This is a genomic window from Streptomyces sp. ISL-11 (genome assembly GCF_018614525.1).
Lineage (GTDB): Bacteria > Actinomycetota > Actinomycetes > Streptomycetales > Streptomycetaceae > Streptomyces.
This window is the reverse complement of the sequence record NZ_JAGGOL010000016.1, coordinates 17,385-39,901: the sequence shown is the minus strand read 5'-3', so window position 1 is coordinate 39,901 and position 22,517 is coordinate 17,385. Positions and strand designations below refer to the sequence as shown.

The following is a 22,517-nucleotide window of genomic DNA, read 5'->3' as shown; positions in this document are numbered from 1 at the left end:
CTTGAGTACGGGGCCGGAGAGCCGCTACGACAGCGGGCGGCTCTCGGTCCCCCATCGGACACTCGGACCGTCGGTCTGCTCCGCGTGCCGCACCGGGCGCGCGGAGCCGAGGGCGAATATGTCCGGAGCCCCGTCCAGGACGCCGCCTGAGGGGTCGTCCGAGCCGTCCCGGCGGACGATGTCCCGCTCGGACATGAGGATGTCGCGGACGACGACCGCGCAGAGATACAACGTCCCCAGCAGATGCAGCACGATCGCCAGCTGATAGCCCTCCGTGGGCAGCCCCTGGTGCTTGTCGCCGCTGCCGGTGTAGGCCAGGTAGGACCAGATGCCGAGGAAGTACAGCACCTCGCCCGCCTGCCAGATGAGGAAGTCGCGCCACTTCGGCCGGGCCAGCACCGCGAGCGGGACGAGCCACAGCACGTACTGCGGTGAGTAGACCTTGTTGGTGAGGATGAACAGCGCCACCACCAGGAAGGCCAGCTGGGCGAAGCGCGGTCGCCTGGGCGCGTACAGGCCGAGGGCCCCTATGGCCAGGCAGCCGACGATCATCAGCACCGTCACATACGTATTGGCGTTCCCCAGGGGACTGCCCGTGCGCTGGGAGATCAGCAGCCATACCGACCCGAAGTCGATCGGGCGCTCCTGGCTGAAGGTGTAGAACTTCGCCCAGCCCTCGCGGATGTGGAATCCCGAGCCGTCGTGCTTGATCATGACCGGCAGATTCACCACCAGCCAGGCCACGGTGGCCGCCACGGCGGCGCTGCCGAACGCCCGCAGGCGACCGGCCCGCCAGCACAGGATGAGCAACGGCCCCAGCAACAGCACGGGATAGAGCTTCGCGGCGGCCGCGAGCCCGATCAGGGCACCCGCCGGCACGGGGCGGCCGCGCGACCACATGAGCATCGCGGCAGCGGTCAGGGCGACCGCGAACAGGTCCCAGTTGACGGTGGCCGTCAGGGCGAAGGCGGGGGCCAGGGCGACCAGCAGGCCGTCCCACGGGCGGCGACGGTGCGTACGCGCCGCGCAGACCGCGATGACCGCGGCGCAGGCCATCAGCATCCCCGCGTTGACCAGCCAGTTGAGCTGCTCGCGATGCTGGAGCGTCCCGCCGCCCAGCGTGAGCCGGGCGGCGATCTCCATGAACAGGCCCGTGAGGACCGGGTACTCCAGATAGTCCATGCCGCCCGACAGCGACTGCGGGATCCGGTCGAAGTACGGGATCAGGCCCGCGTCGAACCCGCGCCCGCTGTAGAGGTGTGGGATGTCGGAGTAGCAGGCGTGCGTGTACTGGGTGGTGGCGCCGAAGAACCAGCCGTAGTTGTAGCAGGGGAGCTTCTGCACCATCCCGAGCGCGAACATCCCGATCGCGACGAGCGCGATCACCCGCACGGGCGTCCACCAACCACGGGCGGGCAGCGCACGCCGTCCCGCCGGCCCGCCGATGAGCTCGCTGCCGGCGGCGGCCACCTCGTCCTCGACGGTGGGCCGTACAACCTGTTCGTCCCGCGCGCTCCTCATGGCGCCCATCCTGCCGTACTGGCCTGTGCGCCGTCGGGGCCTGTGGATAACCTCGAGGGCCGCCTCACGCGAACGCGGGACGGCCCTCGGATCGAATGGCTCAGGCTGATGGCCCGGCCGGTTGTCTCAGCAGGTCAGCCGCTCGGCCCGCCGAACAGCCCGCCGCCGCCGGGGCGCCCCCGGCTCGGATCGGGCGACGGGGACGTGCCCGGGTCACCCGTGCCTCCGATACCGCCCGGTCCGCCCGTGCCGCCGCCGTTCGTGGTCCCACCGGCCCCTTGCTGCTGGCACCGGCGGTCCAGCGGGTGGCAGGACCTGCTCGCCGAGGGGCTCGGCGAGGCGGGCTTGGACGGGGTCGCCGACGGCGTCGTGGAGGGGGTCGCCGACGGCGTCGTGGAGGGCACCGCGCTGGGGGAGGGACTCGCGCCGCCTCCGTAGACCTTCTCGCCGAGCGGCTCCGCCGGGTCGAACTGCTCCACCGGCTGGCCCTTGAGCGCCGCGCCCATGTAGTCGGCGAAGATGTCGGACGGGTACGAGGCACCGTGAATGGTCGCCTGGCCGCCGACGCCGCGCAGGGAGAGGAACTCCTGCTTCTTGGCGTTGGGGTCGACGCGGTACATCCCGATCGCGGTCGACAGCTGCGGGGTGTAGCCCGCGAACCAGGCCGAACGGTTGCCGTCCGTCGTACCGGTCTTGCCCGCCACCGGGCGGTCGCCGAGCTTGGCGTGCGTGCCCGTACCCGCCTCGACCACGGTCTTCAGCACGTCGGTGACGTTGTTGGCGACCTTCGGGGAGAAGGCCAGCTTGCTCTCCAGCTCGTGGCTGTAGGCCGGCTTGCCGTCCTTCTCCACCTTCTCGACCGAGTACGGGTCGATCTGCTTGCCGGAGGCCGCGAAGGTCGCGTACGAGCCCGCCAGGCGGATCGCGCTGGGGGCCGAGGTGCCGAGGGAGAAGGTGGGGGTGATCGACGCGAGCTGGTCCTTGTCCAGACCCGCCTTCAGCGCCGCCTCCTTGACCAGGTCGGTGCCCACGTCCATGCCGAGCTGGATGTAGGGAGTGTTCACCGAGAACTGCATGGCGGTACGGAGGGTGATGGGACCCCTCTCCTCGTCACCGTCGTTCGCCTGGTGCCACTCGCCGCCGTTCTGGTCGTGCCAGACGGACCCGTTGTACTCCCGCAGCGTCAGCTTGTTGTTGCCGTCGTAGATGCTCTCCGGCGAGACGAGCGTGCGCTGGCTGTCGCCCTGGGACCTGCCGAGGGAGGGGTCGCGCTTGCCGTGCGTCATGGCGGCCGCGAGAACGAACGGCTTGAAGGTCGAGCCCACCTGCACACCGGTGTAGTCGGCGTTGTTGGTGTAGTGCTCCAGGGCGTTCTCACCGCCGTAAATGGCGACGATCTTTCCTGACTTCGGCTCCACGGAGGCCCCGCCGAACTGCACGAACTTGTCGCGTTCGCGCACGTCCGGCTTGATGTTCGCCTTGCGAACGTCCTCGACCGCCTTCGAAAGGGCGTTGACCTTGTCGCGGTCGAATGTCGTGTGGATCTGATATCCGCCGCGGTCCAGCTGGCTCTTGCCGATCGTGGAATGGGCGACGATGTAGTTGTCGGCGAGGTCGGTGAGATAGCCGATCTGACCCGCGCGATTGGTCGCCGGCTTGGGCTTCTGTGGCTTCGGGAAGCCCTTGGAGACCCACTTGTCGCGCTCCGCCGCCGGCAGGTGGCCGACCTCGACCTCTCGGTCCAGGGTCCACTTCCAGCGGTCCATGGACCGCTTCAGGTTCTTCTCCGGAGTGGCCGCCGGGCCCTGCCCGCCATAGGGATCGTAGAGATTGGGACCGTTCAACGTGGCGGCCAGGTAAGCACTCTCACTGGCCGTCAGCTGTGTGCAGTCCTTGTCGTAGTACGCCCGCGCGGCCGCCTGGATGCCGTACGCCCCACGCCCGTAATAGGCGGTGTTCAGATAACCCGCGAGGATCTCGTCCTTGTCCTTGGTGGCACCGACCTTTATGGAGATGAGCAGCTCGGTCGCCTTGCGCTTGAGCGTCTGCTCCTGGCTGAGGTAGGTGTTCTTCACGAACTGCTGGGTGATGGTCGAACCACTCTGGGTCTCACCGCCCTGCGCCATTTTCACGACGGCGCGCGCGATACCCATCGGGTCCACGCCCCAGTCGTCGTAGAAGCTGGCGTTCTCGGCCGAGATCACCGCTTGCTGCATCGACATGGGGATCTTGGCGATCGGCACGATCTGCCGGTTGAGTGAGCCACCACCGGCGACGACCATCTGCTTGCCGTCGGACCAGTAATAGACGTTCTTCTGGACCGCGGCGGCCTTCTGCTCGTCCGGCACCTGCACCACGGCCAGCGCGACGCCCACGGTGCCGAGGATCAGTCCTATGAAGGTGAAGCACGCTCCGAGGACCAGCTTCCACGAGGGCAGCCAGCGCTTGACGCCGTCCTTGCCCGCGCGGGGGTAGTCGATGAACCGCTTCTTCGCCGGGCGCCCGCCGTCACGACGCCCCCGCCCTCCTCCGGAGCCCGGCTCACCCGGGCGTCTGCGCCCGCCGGCCGGGCCGTGCTGCGTGGAGCGCCGGGCGTCGGACCGGCTTCCGTACTGACCGCCCCGGCCGGAATCCGGCGTGGCGGAACTGCTGGCTGATGCCGCACGGCGGCCGGGCGTCGGCTGCTGTGCCGCGCGCCTGGCCGCGGCGCGTCCGCTGCCCTCGGGCTGCGGAGGCTTGCGGCGGTGCTCGCTCATCGAACGACTACTCCTCGGGCAGGCGCTATCGCCTGGAAGCGGCAGAGTGGCTTGCGTTCCCCCCGATGCGCTGTCCGGCCGGCCCCCTGAGCAACCGGGCGCACTGCATCCAGGACGAGGACGTCTGACGACGTCACACGGTTCCCGGTGGTCTGCATGGCGCACAGACTACGCACGGCCAAATCGCGACCACTGGGGATCTTCACTCCAATTCAGGCAGGTTGTGTCCCACGAATCGGTGATGTGACCTCGTTCACCGTGCCCCCTCTTGTCGCATCCGGGCCGCCGTTCTATCGTCTGGATGTATCGAGTCGATACATCAGCTCGGCATAAGGGACCTAAAGGACCAAGGAGGCGAGACATGAGCAGACGCTCCGGCATCCTCGAGTTCGCTGTCCTCGGCCTGCTCCGCGAGTCCCCGATGCACGGCTATGAGCTGCGGAAACGCCTCAACACCTCACTCGGGGTGTTCCGCGCGTTCAGCTATGGCACCCTCTACCCCTGCCTGAAGACCCTGGTCGCCAGCGGATGGTTGATCGAGGAACCCGGCAGCGCTCCGGAGGATGCCCGCGCGGCATCCCTGGCCGGGCGACGGGCGAAGATCGTCTACCGCCTGACCGCGGAAGGCAAGGAGCACTTCGAGGAGCTGCTCGCCCACACCGGCCCGGACGCGTGGGAGGACGAGCACTTCGCCGCCCGCTTCGCGTTCTTCGGGCAGACCTCGCGGGACGTACGGATGCGGGTGCTGGAAGGCCGCCGCAGCCGGCTGGAGGAGCGTCTGGAGAAGATGCGTGCCTCCCTGGCCCGTACCCGCGAGCGGCTGGACGACTACACGCTCGAGCTGCAGCGCCATGGCATGGAGTCGGTGGAGCGCGAGGTCCGCTGGCTGAACGAGCTGATCGAGAGCGAGCGGACCGGGCGCGACATGCGCAACGCCTCCGCACCGCAGGACACATCAGGAGAAACGGGCGGCACACCCCGGGACCGGGGTAGTTCCCGGACGGATCCGTCCGACGACACCGCCAAGTGAGCTCTGCACTCCGCAGGGCTTCTTCGAGTACAAACAGGGAGCAACCGGAATGGGTTCGGTTCGCGTAGCCATCGTCGGCGTGGGCAACTGCGCCGCCTCGCTGGTGCAGGGCGTCGAGTTCTACAAGGACGCCGACCCGAACGGCCGCGTGCCGGGTCTGATGCACGTGCAGTTCGGCGACTACCACGTGCGTGATGTGGAGTTCGTTGCCGCCTTCGACGTCGACGCCAAGAAGGTCGGTCTCGACCTGGCCGACGCCATCGGCGCCAGCGAGAACAACACCATCAAGATCTGCGACGTGCCGTCGTCGGGCGTCACCGTCCAGCGCGGCCACACCCTCGACGGCCTGGGCAAGTACTACCGCCAGACCATCGAGGAGTCCGCCGAGGCTCCGGTCGACATCGTCCAGACCCTCAAGGACAAGCAGGTCGACGTCCTGGTCTGCTACCTGCCCGTGGGCTCCGAGGCCGCCGCGAAGTTCTACGCGCAGTGCGCCATCGACGCCAAGGTCGCGTTCGTCAACGCTCTGCCGGTCTTCATCGCCGGTACCAAGGAGTGGGCGGACAAGTTCACCGAGGCGGGCGTGCCGATCGTCGGCGACGACATCAAGTCGCAGGTCGGCGCCACGATCACGCACCGCGTGATGGCCAAGCTGTTCGAGGACCGCGGCGTCATCCTGGACCGCACGATGCAGCTGAACGTCGGCGGCAACATGGACTTCAAGAACATGCTCGAGCGTGAGCGCCTGGAGTCCAAGAAGATCTCCAAGACGCAGGCCGTCACCTCCCAGATCCGCGACCGCGAGCTGGGCGAGGACAACGTCCACATCGGCCCGTCGGACTACGTGGCCTGGCTGGACGACCGCAAGTGGGCCTACGTGCGCCTCGAGGGCCGCGCCTTCGGTGACGTCCCGCTGAACCTGGAGTACAAGCTCGAGGTGTGGGACTCCCCGAACTCCGCCGGTGTCATCATCGACGCCGTGCGCGCCGCGAAGATCGCGAAGGACCGCGGCATCGGTGGCCCGATCCTCTCCGCTTCCTCGTACTTCATGAAGTCGCCGCCGGTGCAGTACTTCGACGACGAGGCCCGTGAGAACGTCGAGAAGTTCATCAAGGGCGAGGTCGAGCGCTGAGCGCGCTGACAACGGCTTGACCTTGGGCCCCCGGGTTGTCCGCCCGGGGGCCCTCGCGTTGTGTGAGGCTGATCCGCATGCCCGTCGTGCGCGATCTCCGCATCCTGCTCCGGCTGCGCGATTTCCGCCGCCTGCTCGCCGTCCGTCTGCTCTCCCAGGCGGCCGACGGCGTCTACCAGGTCGCGCTCGCCGCGTATGTGGTCTTCTCCCCCGAGAAACAGGCTTCCCCCGCGGCCATCGCCTCCGCCATGGCCGTCCTGCTGCTGCCGTACTCGCTGCTGGGCCCGTTCGCCGGCGTGTTCCTGGACCGCTGGCGCCGCCGCCAGGTGCTGCTCCACGGCAATCTGCTGCGTACGGCACTGGCCACCGTCACCGCTCTGCTCATCCTCGCCCGCGTCCCGGACTGGCTCTTCTACGTCTCCGCCCTGTCCGTCACCGCGATCAACCGCTTCGTGCTCGCCGGCCTCTCCGCCTCTCTGCCCAGGGTGGTCGATTCCCGTGAGCGTCTGGTCATGGCGAATTCCCTCTCCCCGACAGCGGGCACCCTCGCGGCCACGGCGGGCGGCGGTCTCGCCTTTGCCGTCCGCGTCGTCATTCCCACAGGTGGCGGCGCCGACGCCCTGGTCGTCCTGCTGGGAGCGGTCCTCTACCTCTGCGCCGCCATCTCCTCACTGACGATGCCCGCCGGCCTCCTGGGCCCCGACGTCTCCGTCGCCAGGGCGCCCCTGCCCGCCACGCTCGCCGCCACCGTGAGCGGCTTGGTCGCCGGGCTGCGCCATCTCGCCCAGCGCCGCGTCGCCGCCCGCGCCCTGGCCGCCATGACCCTGATGCGCTTCTGCTACGGCGCGCTGACCATCACCCTGCTGATGCTCTGCCGGTACGCCTGGACCACCACGGAGTCCGACGGGCTCGCTCTGCTCGGGCTCGCCGTCGCTGTCTCGGGGGCCGGCTTCTTCGCGGCGGCGGTGGTCTCGCCGTGGGCGGTCGCCCGGCTGGGGCGGCGGGGCTGGATGATGGTCTGTGCCGCACTGGCGGCGGTACTGGAACCCGCGCTCGGCCTGCCCTTCGCCCGCGTGCCCATGCTGATCGCCGCCTTCGTTCTGGGCCTCGTCACCCAGGGCGCCAAGATCACCACGGACACGGTCGTCCAGTCGGCGGTCGATGACGCCTTCCGCGGCCGGATCTTCTCCCTCTACGACGTCCTGTTCAATGCGGCCTTCGTGGGCGCGGCCGCCGTGGCCGCCGTGATGGTGCCGCCCGACGGCCGGTCGGCCCTCCTGGTGGTGACCGTCGCCATGATCTACGCGGCGACCGCTGCCGCCCTCGCCGGGTTCCGCCGCCGGTGAGCGGCCGGGCGACGTGCCCCCAGAGATGCCGAGGGGCGGTGTTTCACGTGAAACACCGCCCCTCGGCTACCCATGCGCTGATGTTTCACGTGAAACCACGGGAAGCACCGGCACGGCGCATCAGCCCTGCGTCGCCCACCACTCCTTGAGCGCGGCGATGGCGGCGTCGCGCTCCATCGGACCGTTCTCCAGCCGCAGCTCCAGCATGTGCTTGTACGCCTTGCCGATCTGCGGGCCGGGGCCGACGCCGAGGATCTCCATGATCTCGTTGCCGTCCAGGTCGGGCCGGATCGAGTCCAGCTCCTCCTGCTCCTGGAGCCGGGCGATGCGCTCCTCCAGGCCGTCGTAAGCCCGGGAGAGCGCGTTCGCCTTGCGCTTGTTCCGCGTTGTGCAGTCGGACCGCGTCAGCTTGTGCAGCCGCTCCAGCAGCGGGCCGGCGTCACGTACGTACCGGCGTACGGCCGAGTCGGTCCACTCGCCCGTGCCGTACCCGTGGAAGCGCAGGTGGAGCTCGACCAGCTTCGAGACGTCCTTCACCAGCTCGTTGGAGTACTTGAGCTTGGCCATCCGCGCCTTGGTCATCTTGGCGCCCACCACCTCGTGGTGGTGGAAGGAGACCCGGCCGTCCTTCTCGAAGCGGCGGGTCTTCGGCTTGCCGATGTCGTGCAGCAGCGCCGCCAGGCGCAGCACCAGGTCGGGGCCGTTCTCTTCGAGGTCGATGGCCTGCTCCAGGACGATGAGCGTGTGCTCGTAGACGTCCTTGTGCCGGTGGTGCTCGTCGCGCTCCAGGCGCAGGGCCGGGAGCTCGGGCAGGACGAGATCGGCGAGCCCGGTGTCGACCAGGAGCCTCAGGCCCTCGCGGGGGTGGTCGGAGAGGATCAGCTTGTTGAGCTCGTCCCGCACCCGCTCGGCCGAGACGATCTCCAGCCGGCCGGACATCTCCGTCATCGCGGTGACGACCTCGGGAGCGACCTCGAAGTCCAGCTGCGCGGCGAAGCGCGCGGCCCGCATCATGCGCAGCGGGTCGTCGGAGAAGGATTCCTCCGGGGTGCCGGGGGTGCGCAGGACCCGTGCGGCCAGGTCCTCCAGGCCGTTGTGCGGGTCGATGAACTCCTTCTCCGGCAGCGCGACGGCCATCGCGTTGACGGTGAAGTCCCGGCGGACCAGGTCGTCCTCGATGGACTCGCCGTAGGAGACCTCCGGCTTGCGCGAGGTCCGGTCGTACGCTTCCGACCGATACGTGGTGACCTCGATGTCGAAGTCGGACTTGCGGCAGCCCACGGTCCCGAAGGCGATGCCGACCTCCCAGACGGCGTCGGCCCACGGCCGCACGATCTTCAGTACGTCCTCGGGGCGGGCGTCCGTCGTGAAGTCCAGATCGTTACCGAGCCGGCCGAGCAGCGCATCCCGCACCGACCCGCCGACCAGGGCAAGCGTGAACCCGGCCTCCTGAAAGCGGCGGGCAAGATCGTCGGCGACGGGGGAGACCCTCAAAAGCTCGCTCACAGCACGGCGCTGCACGGTGCTGAGCTCGTTCGTCGACGACTGGGTGAGGCTGTCATTGTTGGCATTCGGCACAACAGAAGAGGGTACGTGGCCGCACGCCCGGCGGCCTCCTCGTTATGGGTGCATAGCGACAGCCCACACAAAGCGGGCGCAGCCCGGACAACGAGCCACTGCGGTGATCTTGCGGAACGGTCCGCGGCACTTCGCCGCAGCGGGCCTCGTTACCATTCGTGGACGCACATCCGACGACCACTGACGACGACGAGGGACGGGCGAGCGCGTGGCCGAGGCGGCAGAGTTCCAGGGGACGACCTCCGCTCCTGCCTGCCGGTGGGCCCGGCACACCGTGGTGCTGCTCCTCGGGGTGCTGCTACTGGCGGGCCTGACGCAGCTGCCGGCGGCGCCCGCCGCGCACGCCGAGTCCCGCGGCTCCCGCACGGTCGACGTCTCGATCGACTCGCTGACGCCCGTCGCGCCGACGCAGAACGACACGATCACCGTCTCGGGAACCGTGACCAACAACGGCGGCTCGACGGTCACCGGCGCCCACGTGGGGCTGCGGGTGGGCCCGCAGGTCAGCGGCCGCAGCGACATCGACGACATCGGCCAGCGGACCGGCTTCTCGCCGGGCACCGACGGATCCGAGGTCGGCAAGCACACCCAGAAGATCGACAAGCTGCCTCCGGGCGTCAGCCGGGACTTCAGCCTCTCCCTTCCGGCGAAGGACCTCGACCTCGGCCACGACGGTGTCTACCAGCTCGGCGTCTCCCTCTCCGGGCAGTCCGCCGATCAGCCGTACGAGCAGGTGCTGGGCATACAGCGCACGCTGCTGCCCTGGCAGCCGTCCGCTGTGGAGGGCAAGAAGACGCAGCTGACGTTCCTGTGGCCGCTGATCTCCGCCACCCACCTGACCGCCCGCACCGAGTCCGACCAGCAGCAGACGCCGATCTTCCCCAATGACGACCTGGCCGCCGAGCTGGCGCCCGGCGGACGGCTGAACCAGCTCGTGGTCCTGGGCAAGAACCTGAAGATCACCTGGGTGATCGATCCCGACCTGCTCGCCACGGTCGAGGCCATGACGAAGAGCTACCGGATCGACGGGCCCGACGGGAAGAGCGTCCCGGGCAAGGGCCAGGCGGTCGCGAAGCAGTGGCTCAGCCAGCTCCAGAACGCCGTCGGCGGCCACCAGGTGGTGGCCCTGCCCTTCGGCGATCCCGACCTCGCCTCGCTCGCCCACCGCGGCAAGGACGTCTCCGGTGCCCTGAGCCACGTCCAGTCCGCGACGGAGCTCGCCTCGACCACCGTCGACACCATCCTCGGTGTGAAGCCGCGCACGGACTTCGCCTGGCCGGTCGACGGGGCGGTCGACTCCTCGATCATCGACGTCGCCACGTCCGCGGGCGCCCACAACGTCATCGCCCGCAGCGACAGCCTCCGCGAGCCGCGCGCCTCGTACACCCCCACCGCGGCGCGTCAGATCGGCGGCGGCAACACCGCGGTCGTCGCGGACGCCCGGATGTCCACCACCTTCCAGGGCGACCTGATCCGCGCGGGCGACTCCTCGCTCGCCGTGCAGCGCTTCCTCGCCCAGAGCCTCCTGGTGAACCGGCAGGCCCCGGACGACGAGCGCAGCATCGTCGTGGCGCCCCAGCGGATGCCCACCACCAGCCAGGCGCAGGCCATGGCGGCGGCGATCAACGGGCTGTCGGACGGCCGCTGGACCCAGCCCCTCGACCTGGGCGACGCCGCCAAGGCCAAGCCGGACGCGAACGCCAACCAGCAGGTGCCGGGCAGCGGCTCGTATCCCTCCTCGCTGCGTGAGCGGGAACTGACCACCGAGGCGTTCGAGGAGATCCAGAAGACGCAGGGCACGCTGGACGGCTTCAAGGTCATCCTGACCTCCCAGGACCGGGTGGTCACCCCGTTCGGCAGCGCGATCATGCGGGAGATGTCCACGTCCTGGCGCGGCGACCGCCGCGGTGCCGCGGAATTCCGCGAGGCCGTGCAGTCGTACCTGTTCAAGCTCACCCGCCAGGTGCAGCTGATCAAGAAGTCCGACGCCACGCTCTCCGGACGCAGCGCGACGATCCCCGTGACGGTGCAGAACAGCCTGCTGCAGGAGATCGACGGCCTCCGGCTGGTCCTGGAGTCCAGCCAGCCGAACCGCCTCAAGGTCGACGCCTCCCAGCCCGTGAAGGTCGACGGCGGGCACAGTCAGTCGGTGAAGTTCGAGACGCGGGCCAACGCCAACGGTCCCGTCCAGGTGACGGCCCAGCTCTACACGGACGACGGCCAGCCGTACGGCGAGCCGATGACCTTCACTGTGCATGTCACGTCGATCACCCCTATGGTGCTGCTGGTCATCGCCGGTGGCGTACTCCTTCTGATCCTCGCCGGGCTCCGCATCTACATCCAGCGCAAGCGCTCCGCCGCCCGTGGGACGTCGGATGGCGGGCAGCCGGACGAGAACGGGGGAGACTCGGGCGACAGCGGCCCCGATGACGACAGGCCCGAGCGGCCGAGTGACCCCGCCCCGGACACCGGATCGGAAAGCGCCGGCCCGTCCGGCTCAGGTGAGAAAGTGGAACGTTGACGCGTAGTGGGGCCGGCCGGCCGCGGACGATGAGGTGGGGTAGCGATGAACGCGCCGTACGAGGGTGACCGCGGGCAGGGCACGGGCGGTGAGCAGCGAGGTCACTACCCGCCGCCCCCGCCCGGCCAGGAGTCCCGGCCGGGCCCGTACGCCCAGGACCCCTACCTCCGGGACGCGTACGCCTCCGAGCCGTACCCCGGGCACGACCCGGCCGCGCAGGACCCGGTGAGCGACGCGCTGTACGACCGCGCCGCCCATCCCCCGCCGCCGGCCGGCACGTACCAGAACACTTATCCGCTGCACCAGCAGCCGTCCGGGCCCCAGCAGGGGCCCGATCCCCGGCTGTGGGCGCCGAACCAGCAGCCCGAGGTGCCCGCACACCCCTTCGGTGACGAGCCGACGACGCAGTTCGCCGGAGTGGGCGGTCCGGTCGGTCAGGCGTCGCAGGAGCGGCCCGAGCGGGACGCCTTCGCGCACCTCTACCGGGACCAGCAGCAGCCGTACGAGCCGCAGCGCCCGGCCGGCCAGCCGATCCCCTCCCCGGGCCAGTACGCCGCCCAGCCCCCGCAGGGCTCCTCGGCCGAGCCCGGACCCGAACCGGAACCCGCCGTCGTCCCTGAGGCCCCCGCGGCGGCGAAGGGCGGCAAGGCGGCGAGCCTACTCAAGTCGAGCGCGGTCATGGCCGCGGGCAGCTTCGTCTCCCGCATCCTGGGCTTCGGCCGCAACCTGATCATGGCGGCGGCGATCGGCGTCGGCACGCTCAACGACGGCTACCAGGTCGCCAACACCCTGCCGACGATGATCTACATCCTGGTCGGCGGCGGCGCGCTCAACGCCGTCTTCATCCCGCAGCTCGTCCGCGCGATGAAGAACGACGAGGACGGCGGTGAGGCGTACGCCAACCGGCTCCTCACCCTGGTCGTCGTCCTGATGGCCGGCGTCACGACCGCCTGTGTCCTGGGAGCCCCGCTCCTGGTCCGGATGATGATGCCGGACAACGCCTCGGACCCGGCCCAGATGGACGTCGCCGTGGCGTTCGCCCGCTACTGCCTGCCCACCATGTTCTTCATGGGCGTGCACGTCGTGCTCGGACAGATCCTCAACGCGCGCGGGAAGTTCGGCGCGATGATGTGGACCCCGGTCCTCAACAACATCATCATCATCGCCACCTTCGGCGCCTTCATCTGGGTCTTCGGCGGCTTCACCGCCAGCGGCATCACCCCCGCGACCATCACCCCCGAGGGCATCCGGCTGCTCGGCATCGGCACCCTGCTCGGCCTCACGGTCCAGGCGCTCGCGATGCTCCCGTACCTCCGCGAGACCGGCTTCCGGCTCCGCCTGCGGTTCGACTGGCGTGGCCACGGGCTCGGCAAGGCGGCGGGTCTGGCCAAGTGGACCCTGTTCTTCGTCCTCGCCAACCAGCTCGGCATGGTCGTCGTCACCCAGCTCGCCACCCGGGCGGGCGCGATCGCCGAGAAGGCGCACCACTCCGGCACCGGCATCACCGCCTACAACTTCGCGCTCCAGCTCTGGCAGATGCCGCAGGCCATCATCACCGTCTCGGTGATGACCGCGGTCCTCCCCCGGATCTCCCGTGCCGCCCACGACGGAGACGTCTCGGCCGTGCGCGACGACCTCTCCCACGGACTGCGCACCTCGGCCGTCGCGATCGTGCCCTGCGCCTTCGCCTTCCTCGCGCTCGGCATTCCGATGGCCACGCTGATGTTCTCCAGCGCCGGCGACAGCAGCGCCGTGAACATCGGCGTCATCCTGATGGCCTTCGGCCTCGGCCTGATCCCGTACTCGGCGCAGTACGTCATCCTGCGCGGCTTCTACGCGTACGAGGACACCCGCACCCCCTTCTACAACACGGTGATCGTCGCCGGTGTGAACGCCGCCGGCTCCGCCCTCAGCTTCGTCGTCCTGCCCGCGCGATACGCCGTGGCCGGCATGGCCGCCTCCTACGGGCTGGCCTACGCCGTCGGCGTCGGCGTCGCGTGGCGCCGCCTGCGTACCCGCCTGGGCGGCGACCTGGACGGCTCGCACGTCATCCGTACCTACGCCCGCCTCGCCGGCGCGTGCATCCCCGCCGCACTGATCGGCGGAGCCGTCTCGTACGGGATCGGTCAGGTTCTTGGCCATGGTGTGGTCGGATCACTCGCCGCTTTGATCAGTGGTGGTCTGATCCTGATCGCCGTCTTCTACATCGCCGCGAAGCGGATGCGCGTCGAGGAGCTGACCGCCATGGTCGGTATGGTCCGCGGACGGCTCGGACGCTGATGGGAGCACAACCATCGCCCGCTGCCGTGTGTCGTGCATAGCGACTGACTGTGGGCACAATTGTCTTGGCTGTGGACAGCGTGCAACGGATGGGGAGGCAGGAACGACGGTGGCGGAACGGAGCACAGCTGCCGTCGACGTGGCAGGCAACAGCGGCGGAAAGCCGCTGACCGCCAAGGCGGGCAAGGCCACGGCCGACGGGGCGGAGGCCGCGATCAAGGCCGGCACGCACAAGGACACCGAGCGCGCGGAGAGCGAGAGCACCGCGCGCGACGCACAAACTCCCGAACTCCACAGCGGCCACAAGCTCGCCAGGCGGTACCGCCTGGAGGAGTGCGTCACCCGTCTGGAGGGATTCAGCAGCTGGCGCGCGGTCGACGAGAAGCTCCGCCGCGCCGTGGGCGTCCACCTGCTGCCCGCGGACCACCCGCGCGCCCGCCCGGTGCTCGCCGCGGCCCGCTCGGCCGCCCTGCTCGGCGACCCCCGCTTCGTCCAGGTCCTCGACGCCGTCGAGGAGAACGAGCTCGTCTATGTCGTCCACGAATGGCTGCCCGACGCCACCGAACTGAGCTCCGTCCTCTCCGCCGGCCCCATGGAGCCGCACGACGCCTTTCAGCTCGTCAGCCAGGTGTCCCAGGCCATGGCAGCCGCCCACCGCGAGGGCCTCGCGCACCTCCGCCTCACCCCCGGCTCGGTGCTGCGCACCTCGTCCGGCCAGTACCGCATCCGCGGACTCGCCGTCATGGCCGCGCTGCGCGGCATGACCTCCGAGCACCCCCAGCGCACCGACACCGAGGCCATCGGCGCCCTCCTGTACGCCGCGCTGACGCAGCGCTGGCCGTACGAGAACAACGCCTACGGGCTCCCCGGCCTGCCCAAGGGAGTGGGCCTGATCGCCCCCGACCAGGTACGGGCCGGGGTCCACCGGGGCCTGTCGGAACTGGCGATGCGCGCGCTCGTCAACGACGGGGCGACCGCCTCCCGGCAGGAACAGCCGTGCGCCACTCCGGAGGAGCTGGCGAAGGCTGTCGCCGCGATGCCGAGGATCCGGCCACCGGAGTCGTCCTTCGCCACTCCGCCCGGCGGCTACCAGCGCACGACCTACCAGCAGGGCGTGTACGGGCAGCCGCCGTCGCGCAACGGAGTGCCGGTCCAGCCGGCGCCGGTGCCACCGCCTCCGCCGCTCCAGAGCCGCACGGGCAGGGCACTGAAGTGGAGCGTGTCGGCGCTGCTGATCGCCGCCCTGGGGCTGGGCAGCTGGCAGCTGGCGGACACACTGCTGAAGGACGGGGAGCCTGACCACCCTCCGCGCTCCGAATCGACGAACGACGGCTCTTCGAAGAAGAATGTGCCGATCGCGGTCCAGGGCATCAAGGACTTCGATCCGAACGGCGACGGCCAGGAGAAGCCCGCACTGGTCGGCAAGGCCATCGACAACGACTCCAGTACGCACTGGCAGACCGACTCCTACACCAATGCCAACTTCGGGAGCCTGAAGGGCGGCGTCGGTCTCATCCTGGACCTCGGCAAGAAGCAGCACTTCGGCCAAGTGCAGGTGACCTTCCGCGGCAAGACCTCTGTGCAGTTGAGGGCTGCCTCGACCGACTCCTCGGAAATGCCCACGTCCTTGGACGATTTCAAGTCGGTCGCCTCAGGGGCCGGCGAAGATGTCTCTCTCCGGCCCAAGAAGGACGTGAAGGCGCGGTACGTTCTCGTGTGGCTGACGAAGTTGCCGCAGGTGGAGGGTGAGTACCGTGGCAGGGTCATCGAGATCAAGGTGACCAGCTAGTCGTCAGGGTTGCTCAAGGGGGAGGGGACCCGAACGTTGGACGACGTCACCCGTGGCGACGTGAGCGACGCCGACCTCCTCGCGAGGCATGTCGACGGCGATCCCGACGCCTTCGGCGAGATAGTGCGGCGCCACCGCGACCGGCTCTGGGCGGTGGCACTCCGTACGCTCGGCGACCGGGAAGAGGCCGCGGACGCCGTGCAGGACGCACTGGTCTCCGCCTACCGCGCCGCCCACACCTTCCGAGGACAGTCCGCCGTCACCACCTGGCTGCACCGCATCACCGTCAACGCCTGCCTGGACCGCGCGCGCAAAGCCGCCTCCCGGCGCACCGCGCCGCTCGCCGAGACCGAGCGGCTGGAACAGCTCCTCGAACCCCACGAATCCGCCGCCGCACCCGCCGAGCGCGGAGATCTCCACCGGGAGCTGCTTCAGGCACTGGCCACCCTGCCGGTGGACCAGCGCGCCGCCCTCGTCCTCGTCGACATGCAGGGCTACCCCGTCGCCGAAGCGGCCAAGGTTCTGGGCATCCCCGTCGGCACGGTGAAAAGCAGATGTGCGCGAGGACGGGCACGGCTCCTTCCCATGCTCACCCATCTGCGCCCAGATGGCGGGGGTAGCCCGGGGCTCGGTGGGGGAAGGAACCGGTCGCAAGGGGCGTCCGTCCCACCACCGGCAGGACAGAGCGACGCAGATCCAGTGAAGGGTGGAGGTGGGCGAGCGTGACTTCTACGACCGGCACGGATGAGCACCCGGAGGTCGCGGAGATCTCCGCGCTCACCGAAGGCGTGCTCTCCCCGTCACGCACCGCGGATGTACGGCAGCACCTGTCCGCCTGTGAGCTGTGCGAGGACGTGCGGAGCTCGCTGGACGAGATCCGAGGACTCCTGGGCACGCTTCCCGGCCCGCCCCGGATGCCGGCGGACGTCGCCGGCCGCATCGAAGCCGCACTCGCCGCCGAGGCGCTCCTCGACTCGACCACCCCCGCGCCTGACGCCGACGACTCCGTTCCCGTTTCACGTGAAACCGTGGAGCCGACGGTGGACCCGGCGGCCGAACAGGTTCCACGTGAAACGGTATCGATCACCGCCGTGCCCGTTTCACGTGAAACAGCCGATCGCCCCGCCGGACACTCGCGGGGCTCCGGTGGGCCCGGCCGGCAGACACCCGGCCCGGGCAGGAGCAAGAGCAGGACAGCTCGCGTCCGCCGCTGGCCCAGGGCGCTCCTGGGCGCGGCCTGCGCTGCCGCAGTGATCGGGATGGGCAGCTTCCTCCTTCAGACCGGAGACGTGAACCAGGCAGGGCCCGACAAGAGCCGGGACAACCAGTCGGCCTCGGTCATGCTGGGATCCGGCTCGCTGGATACACGGGTGCACAGCCTGCTGGGGAACTCGCTCACGTACACGGGGAAGCAGGGCAAGCCCTCGGAGAACTCCTCGCCTCACACGAACAAGACACTGAGCGGCTCCGGCGTCGCGACGGCCCCGTCGTGCGTGCAGGAAGGCATCGGCCTGTCGGACGTGTCGTCCACCCTGGTGGCGGAGCCGGACACCTACCAGGGCCAGGACGTCTACCTAGTCGTACTCCCTCATCACGGTGACACCACATTGGTCGACGCCTACGTCGTCGCGTCGAGCTGTGTCACCGCTTCTCCCTCGTCTCCGGGGAAGGTCCTGGTCAAGCAGACGCTGCCACGGTCCTGAGTCTGTCGGCCCGAGCTGTCGCCCTTCGGGAATGCGCGCCCCGTAGGATCCGTTGGGTGGGATGAACACCCCGCAAGGTCCCGAGACAGCAGTCGGCAGACAAGGAAGACTCCCGTGAGCGACGTCCGCAACGTGATCATCATCGGTTCCGGGCCCGCTGGCTACACGGCCGCTCTCTACACCGCCCGCGCTTCGCTGAAGCCGCTGGTCTTCGAGGGTGCCGTGACCGCCGGTGGCGCGTTGATGAACACCACCGACGTGGAGAACTTCCCCGGTTTCCGCGAAGGGATCATGGGTCCGGACCTGATGGACAACATGCGGGCGCAGGCCGAGCGCTTCGGCGCCGAGCTGATCCCCGACGATGTCATCGCGGTGGACCTCAGCGAGGAGATCAAGACCGTCACGGACTCCGCCGGCACCGTTCACCGTGCCAAGGCCGTGATCGTCACCACCGGTTCCCAGCACCGCAAGCTGGGCCTGCCCCGCGAGGACGAGCTCTCCGGCCGCGGTGTCTCCTGGTGCGCCACCTGTGACGGGTTCTTCTTCAAGGACCAGGACATCGCCGTCATCGGCGGCGGCGACACGGCGATGGAGGAAGCCACCTTCCTCTCCCGCTTCGCCAAGTCCGTCACCGTCGTCCACCGTCGCGACACCCTGCGCGCCAGCAAGGCGATGCAGGAGCGTGCCTTCGCCGACCCGAAGATCTCCTTCGTCTGGGACAGCGAGATCGCCGAGATCCACGGCGAGAACAAGCTGTCCGGGCTGACGCTGCGCAACCTCAAGACCGACGAGACCTCCGAGCTCCCGGTGACCGGCCTGTTCATCGCGATCGGCCATGACCCGCGCACCGAGCTGTTCAAGGGCCAGCTGAACCTCGACGACGAGGGCTACCTCAAGGTCGACGCCCCCTCGACGCGCACCAACCTGACCGGCGTGTTCGCCGCCGGTGATGTGGTGGACCACACCTACCGCCAGGCAATCACCGCCGCCGGTACGGGCTGCTCCGCCGCCCTCGACGCCGAGCGCTTCCTCGCTTCCCTCTCCCACAGCGAGCACGTGCGCGAGCCCGAGCAGACCCCCTGATCCACCCCACCCCCCACCCCCACGCAGAGAAGACTTAAGGAGACCTCCGTGGCTCTCAAGACCGTGACCGACGCTTCCTTCGACGAGGACGTCCTGAAGAGCGACAAGCCCGTCCTGGTGGACTTCTGGGCCGAGTGGTGCGGTCCGTGCCGCCAGATCGCACCCTCCCTGGAGGCGATCGCCGCCGAGCACGGCGACAAGATCGAGATCGTCAAGCTGAACATCGACCAGAACCCGGCTACTGCCGCGAAGTACGGCGTCATGTCGATCCCGACCCTGAACGTCTACCAGGGCGGTGAGGTCGTCCAGACGATCGTCGGTGCGAAGCCCAAGGCCGCCCTCGAGCGCGACCTGGATCCCTTCCTGAGCGCGAAGTAGAGCGAGACGCACAGACGGAGACAGCCCATCGCTGTTTCACGTGAAACAGGCCCACCCGGACCGGGTGGGCCTGTTCTCGTTCCAGGGCGGTGCGTCCCCGCCGGCTACAGCGGTCTGAGAACCGGCTCCTTCTGCACGGCGCCCAGCAGGCGGTCCAGGGCAAGCTCGACGTCCTCTTTCCAGGACAGCGCCGTCCGAAGCTCCAGCCGCAGCCGCGGAAAGCGAGGGTGCGGCCGCACGGTCTTGAAGCCCACCGCCAGGAGATAATCGGCCGGCAGGACACACGCGGGCTCCTTCCAGCGTGCGTCACCGAATGCCTCGATCGCCTTGAACCCGCGGCGAAGGACGTCCTTGGCGACGGTCTGCACCATCGTCCGCCCCAGTCCCTGTCCCTGGTAACCGGGGGCCAGCCAGGCCGTCATCAGCTGCACGGCGTCCGCCGCCACAGGGCTCGTGGAGAACGCGGCCGAACGCGGCACATAGGCCGGCGGGGCGTACAGCACGAAGCCCACCGGGATCTCGTCCACATAGACGACCCGGCCACACGATCCCCATTCCAGGAGAACGGCCGAGATCCAGGCCTCCTTCTCCAGCTCCGGACGACCTGCCTTCAGCGCGGCCTCTCCGCTGACGGGGTCGAGCTCCCAGAAGACGCAGGAACGGCAGCGCTGGGGAAGATCCGGGAGGTTGTCCAGCGTGAGCGGTACAAGCCGACGCCCCATCGAGCCCATTCCTCACTTCCGTCGCGTGTCTCACCCCGGGCGGCGCTCAGCGCGCTCCGCTCCCTGAGGAGACTGCCGACGAATCCGCCGACCGCTCCCAGGCCAAAGCCTGTCGCCACCAATCCGGTCCGGCTCACCGCTCGCATGGCCCCGCCCCCTCCGCGAACTGAGTCCAACGTGGATGCGCCATACCTCAACGCATCGTATCCGGGCGCCCATTGAGCGGAAAGCGGAGTAAGGCAAAGGGCGGGTTGTGTTCCACGTGAAACACAACCCGCCCTCAGCGGTCGGTGCAGGCCAGGCTCTACTCCGCGTCGGCCTCGCCGTCACTCGCGAGCTTCTGCTCCAGCACGCGCCCCTCGCCCGGGGCCAGCGTGCCGAGGATCCTCTCCAGATCCTCCATCGAGGCGAACTCGACGACGATCTTGCCCTTCTTCTGGCCCAGGTCCACCTTCACCCGGGTCTCGAAGCGGTCCGACAGGCGCGTGGCGAGGTGGTTGAGCGCAGGCGAGACCCGCGCCCCGGCACGCGGCCCCTTGGTCTTCGCCGAGCCGCGCTGTCCCCGGCCCATCACCTTGACGATCTCTTCCACCGTCCGCACCGACAGCCCCTCGGCCACGATGCGCTTGGCAAGCGCATCCTGCTCCTCGGAGTCGTCGACCGAGAGCAGCGCCCGGGCGTGCCCGGCGGACAGCACACCCGACGCCACCCGCCGCTGCACTTCAGGTGAAAGCTTCAGCAGCCGGAGCGTGTTGGAGATCTGCGGCCGCGACCGGCCGATGCGGTCCGCCAGCTCTTCGTGCGTGCAGTTGAAGTCCTTGAGCAGCTGGTCGTAGGCAGCGGCTTCCTCAAGGGGGTTCAGCTCGGCCCGGTGCAGGTTCTCCAGCAGCGCGTCGAGGAGCAACTTCTCGTCGTCGGTCGCCCTGATGATGGACGGAATCTTCTCCAGGCCGGCCTCACGGCAGGCGCGCCAGCGCCGCTCGCCCATGATGAGCTCGTAGCGCTCCGGGGCCAGCTGCCGAACGACGACCGGTTGCAGCAGGCCGACCTCACGGATCGAGGTCACCAGTTCGGCGAGCGCGTCCTCGTCGAACACCTCGCGAGGCTGGCGAGGGTTGGGGGTGATGGAGTCCAGCGGCAGCTCGGCGAAGTGCGCTCCCGCCACCGCGTCCAGGTCGTCCGGCTCCGGTGCCGCGGACGGCACGGTCTCTGTTTCACGTGAAACGGGGACCTCGTTCACGGTGAGAGTGGCGACCTTGGCCGCGGCCACGCCACGCTCCACGGTGAGCACCGGGACCGCCGTGGGAGACGTCGCACCAGGGCCCATGGCGGGTCCCGCGTTGTCCGATGTCTTGGGTGCCGCCGGAATCAGCGCACCGAGCCCACGGCCCAGTCCTCTACGTCGCTCGCTCACTGCAGCCCCTCCGACATGCTGTGCTGGTCTTGCTGTTGTTGATGGCCCAACGTGTGGGCGTTACTGCCGTCGTAATGCACGCCGATCCCCCGCAGCGCGATCTCCCGGGCGGCCTCCAGGTAGGACAGTGCGCCGCTGGAGCCTGGGTCGTAGGTAAGAACGGTCTGCCCGTAGCTGGGCGCCTCCGAGATACGCACCGACCGGGGGATGCTGGTCCTCAGCACCTCATGGCCGAAGTGGGTCCGGACCTCGTCGGCCACCTGCGAGGCCAGCCGGGTCCGCCCGTCGTACATCGTCAGCAGAATCGTCGACACATGGAGCGTGGGGTTCAGGTGGCCCCGCACCAGCTCCACATTGCGCAGCAGCTGACCCAGCCCCTCCAGCGCGTAGTACTCGCACTGGATGGGGATCAGCACCTCGGCGCCGGCGACCAGGGCGTTGACGGTCAGCAGGCCGAGCGAGGGCGGGCAGTCGATGAGGATGTAGTCCAGGGGCTGCTCGTACGCCTTGATCGCACGGTCCAGCCGGCTCTCGCGGGCCACGAGCGAGACAAGCTCGATCTCGGCACCTGCCAGATCGATGGTGGCCGGGGCGCAGAAGAGCCCCTCCACGTCCCGTACTGGCTGAACGACGTCGGAGAGCTGCCTGCTGTCCACGAGGACGTCATAGATCGATGGCACATCGGCGTGGTGATCAATGCCCAGAGCCGTGGAGGCGTTGCCCTGCGGATCCAGGTCGATGACCAGCACGCGGTTGCCGTGCAGGGCCAGCGACGCCGCCAGATTCACGGTGGTCGTGGTCTTGCCCACACCACCCTTCTGGTTGGCGACCACCATCACGCGGGTCTGGTCGGGCCTGGGCATCGGAGTGGACGGCGTTTCACGTGAAACGAGGTCCCCGGCAGCCAGGGAACCGTGTTCGGCACCCAGCTCGGGGTCGGCGGGACGGGGACCGGGGACCGGGTCGGCCATCGGCCCCGCGATATTGGCGTCGGACCGCAAGGATTCACTCTCCTCGACATCAGGCTCGCAGTGGACAGAGCCTGCCATGCTTTCGGGGTCGTGAACCAGCGAGGCATGTTCTCCTGTGGATGAATCCACCTCGCCTGTGGATGAACGCGGGTCCCGGGCCATGCGACGGTCGCGGGGACCGGCATCCAGGCGACCGCGGCCGATGATTCCCTTGAGCAAGGAGCGACGTTTCACGTGAAACACGATGCACCGGACGCTCCGCTACTCGGCCACGACACTCCGTTATGCATAGG

The 22,517-nt window shown here is 69.1% G+C and carries 16 protein-coding genes; 10 read left to right on the top strand and 6 right to left on the bottom strand.

Translation table 11 applies throughout. The features are described 5' to 3' along the window. Positions 1–24: 24 nt before the first annotated feature. Both J7E86_RS04090 and J7E86_RS04085 read right to left on the bottom strand, forming a co-directional pair. Positions 25–1,521 (bottom strand): glycosyltransferase family 87 protein, encoded by a 1,497-nt coding sequence (locus J7E86_RS04090; RefSeq protein WP_215079814.1) that lies wholly within the window; start codon positions 1,519–1,521, stop codon positions 25–27. A 134-nt stretch (positions 1,522–1,655) separates the two neighbouring features. Further along, positions 1,656–4,277, bottom strand: a complete 2,622-nt coding sequence (locus J7E86_RS04085; RefSeq protein WP_215079812.1) for a transglycosylase domain-containing protein — start codon at positions 4,275–4,277, stop codon at positions 1,656–1,658. A 361-nt stretch (positions 4,278–4,638) separates the two neighbouring features. Between J7E86_RS04085 and J7E86_RS04080 the strand changes: the two genes are divergently transcribed. The 3 genes from J7E86_RS04080 to J7E86_RS04070 all read left to right on the top strand — a co-directional run bounded on the left by J7E86_RS04080 (position 4,639) and on the right by J7E86_RS04070 (position 7,785). Then, positions 4,639–5,307, top strand: a complete 669-nt coding sequence (locus J7E86_RS04080) for a PadR family transcriptional regulator (RefSeq protein ID WP_215079811.1) — start codon at positions 4,639–4,641, stop codon at positions 5,305–5,307. A gap of 49 nt (positions 5,308–5,356) precedes the next feature. Continuing rightward, entirely contained in the window at positions 5,357–6,439 is a 1,083-nt protein-coding gene (locus J7E86_RS04075) for an inositol-3-phosphate synthase (protein ID WP_215079809.1), read from the top strand. A 77-nt stretch (positions 6,440–6,516) separates the two neighbouring features. Then, positions 6,517–7,785: an MFS transporter gene (locus tag J7E86_RS04070; RefSeq protein ID WP_215079807.1), complete on the top strand. Its 1,269-nt coding sequence runs from the start codon at positions 6,517–6,519 to the stop codon at positions 7,783–7,785. A gap of 120 nt (positions 7,786–7,905) precedes the next feature. On the opposite strand, the gene J7E86_RS04065 is transcribed toward J7E86_RS04070, so the two are convergent. Beyond that, complete coding sequence (locus tag J7E86_RS04065) at positions 7,906–9,363, bottom strand: CCA tRNA nucleotidyltransferase (protein ID WP_215079805.1); 1,458 nt, start codon at positions 9,361–9,363, stop codon at positions 7,906–7,908. A gap of 208 nt (positions 9,364–9,571) precedes the next feature. Here J7E86_RS04065 and J7E86_RS04060 point away from each other — a divergent pair, with 208 nt between their 5' ends. The 7 genes from J7E86_RS04060 (at position 9,572) to trxA (ending at position 19,117) form a co-directional block, all read left to right on the top strand. Continuing rightward, positions 9,572–11,884: a DUF6049 family protein gene (locus J7E86_RS04060; protein WP_215079803.1), complete on the top strand. Its 2,313-nt coding sequence runs from the start codon at positions 9,572–9,574 to the stop codon at positions 11,882–11,884. Positions 11,885–11,929: 45 nt separating this feature from the next. Further along, complete coding sequence (murJ, locus tag J7E86_RS04055; protein WP_215079801.1) at positions 11,930–14,164, top strand: murein biosynthesis integral membrane protein MurJ; 2,235 nt, start codon at positions 11,930–11,932, stop codon at positions 14,162–14,164. 109 nt (positions 14,165–14,273) lie between these two features. Continuing rightward, positions 14,274–15,953, top strand: coding sequence for a protein kinase family protein (locus tag J7E86_RS04050; RefSeq protein ID WP_215079799.1), 1,680 nt, complete (start codon positions 14,274–14,276; stop codon positions 15,951–15,953). Positions 15,954–15,989: 36 nt separating this feature from the next. After that, positions 15,990–16,679 (top strand): RNA polymerase sigma factor SigM, encoded by a 690-nt coding sequence (gene sigM, locus J7E86_RS04045; RefSeq protein WP_215079797.1) that lies wholly within the window; start codon positions 15,990–15,992, stop codon positions 16,677–16,679. Next, entirely contained in the window at positions 16,676–17,656 is a 981-nt protein-coding gene (locus J7E86_RS04040; RefSeq protein WP_215079795.1) for a hypothetical protein, read from the top strand. Before sigM ends, J7E86_RS04040 begins: the two co-directional genes overlap by 4 nt. 114 nt (positions 17,657–17,770) lie before the next feature. After that, entirely contained in the window at positions 17,771–18,739 is a 969-nt protein-coding gene (gene trxB, locus J7E86_RS04035; RefSeq protein WP_215079794.1) for a thioredoxin-disulfide reductase, read from the top strand. 48 nt (positions 18,740–18,787) lie between these two features. Further along, positions 18,788–19,117: a thioredoxin gene (gene trxA / locus J7E86_RS04030; protein WP_215079792.1), complete on the top strand. Its 330-nt coding sequence runs from the start codon at positions 18,788–18,790 to the stop codon at positions 19,115–19,117. A 104-nt stretch (positions 19,118–19,221) separates the two neighbouring features. Here trxA and J7E86_RS04025 read toward each other — a convergent pair whose 3' ends face one another. From J7E86_RS04025 to J7E86_RS04015, 3 genes are all read right to left on the bottom strand, one after another. Then, the gene (locus J7E86_RS04025) at positions 19,222–19,839 is read right to left on the bottom strand and encodes a GNAT family N-acetyltransferase (RefSeq protein ID WP_215079790.1); all 618 of its coding nucleotides are present in this window, start codon (positions 19,837–19,839) and stop codon (positions 19,222–19,224) included. A 304-nt stretch (positions 19,840–20,143) separates the two neighbouring features. Next, positions 20,144–21,253, bottom strand: a complete 1,110-nt coding sequence (locus J7E86_RS04020) for a ParB/RepB/Spo0J family partition protein (protein ID WP_215079788.1) — start codon at positions 21,251–21,253, stop codon at positions 20,144–20,146. Beyond that, entirely contained in the window at positions 21,250–22,302 is a 1,053-nt protein-coding gene (locus tag J7E86_RS04015; RefSeq protein WP_215079786.1) for a ParA family protein, read from the bottom strand. The genes J7E86_RS04020 and J7E86_RS04015 overlap by 4 nt, the downstream gene beginning before the upstream one ends. Positions 22,303–22,517: the final 215 nt, after the last annotated feature.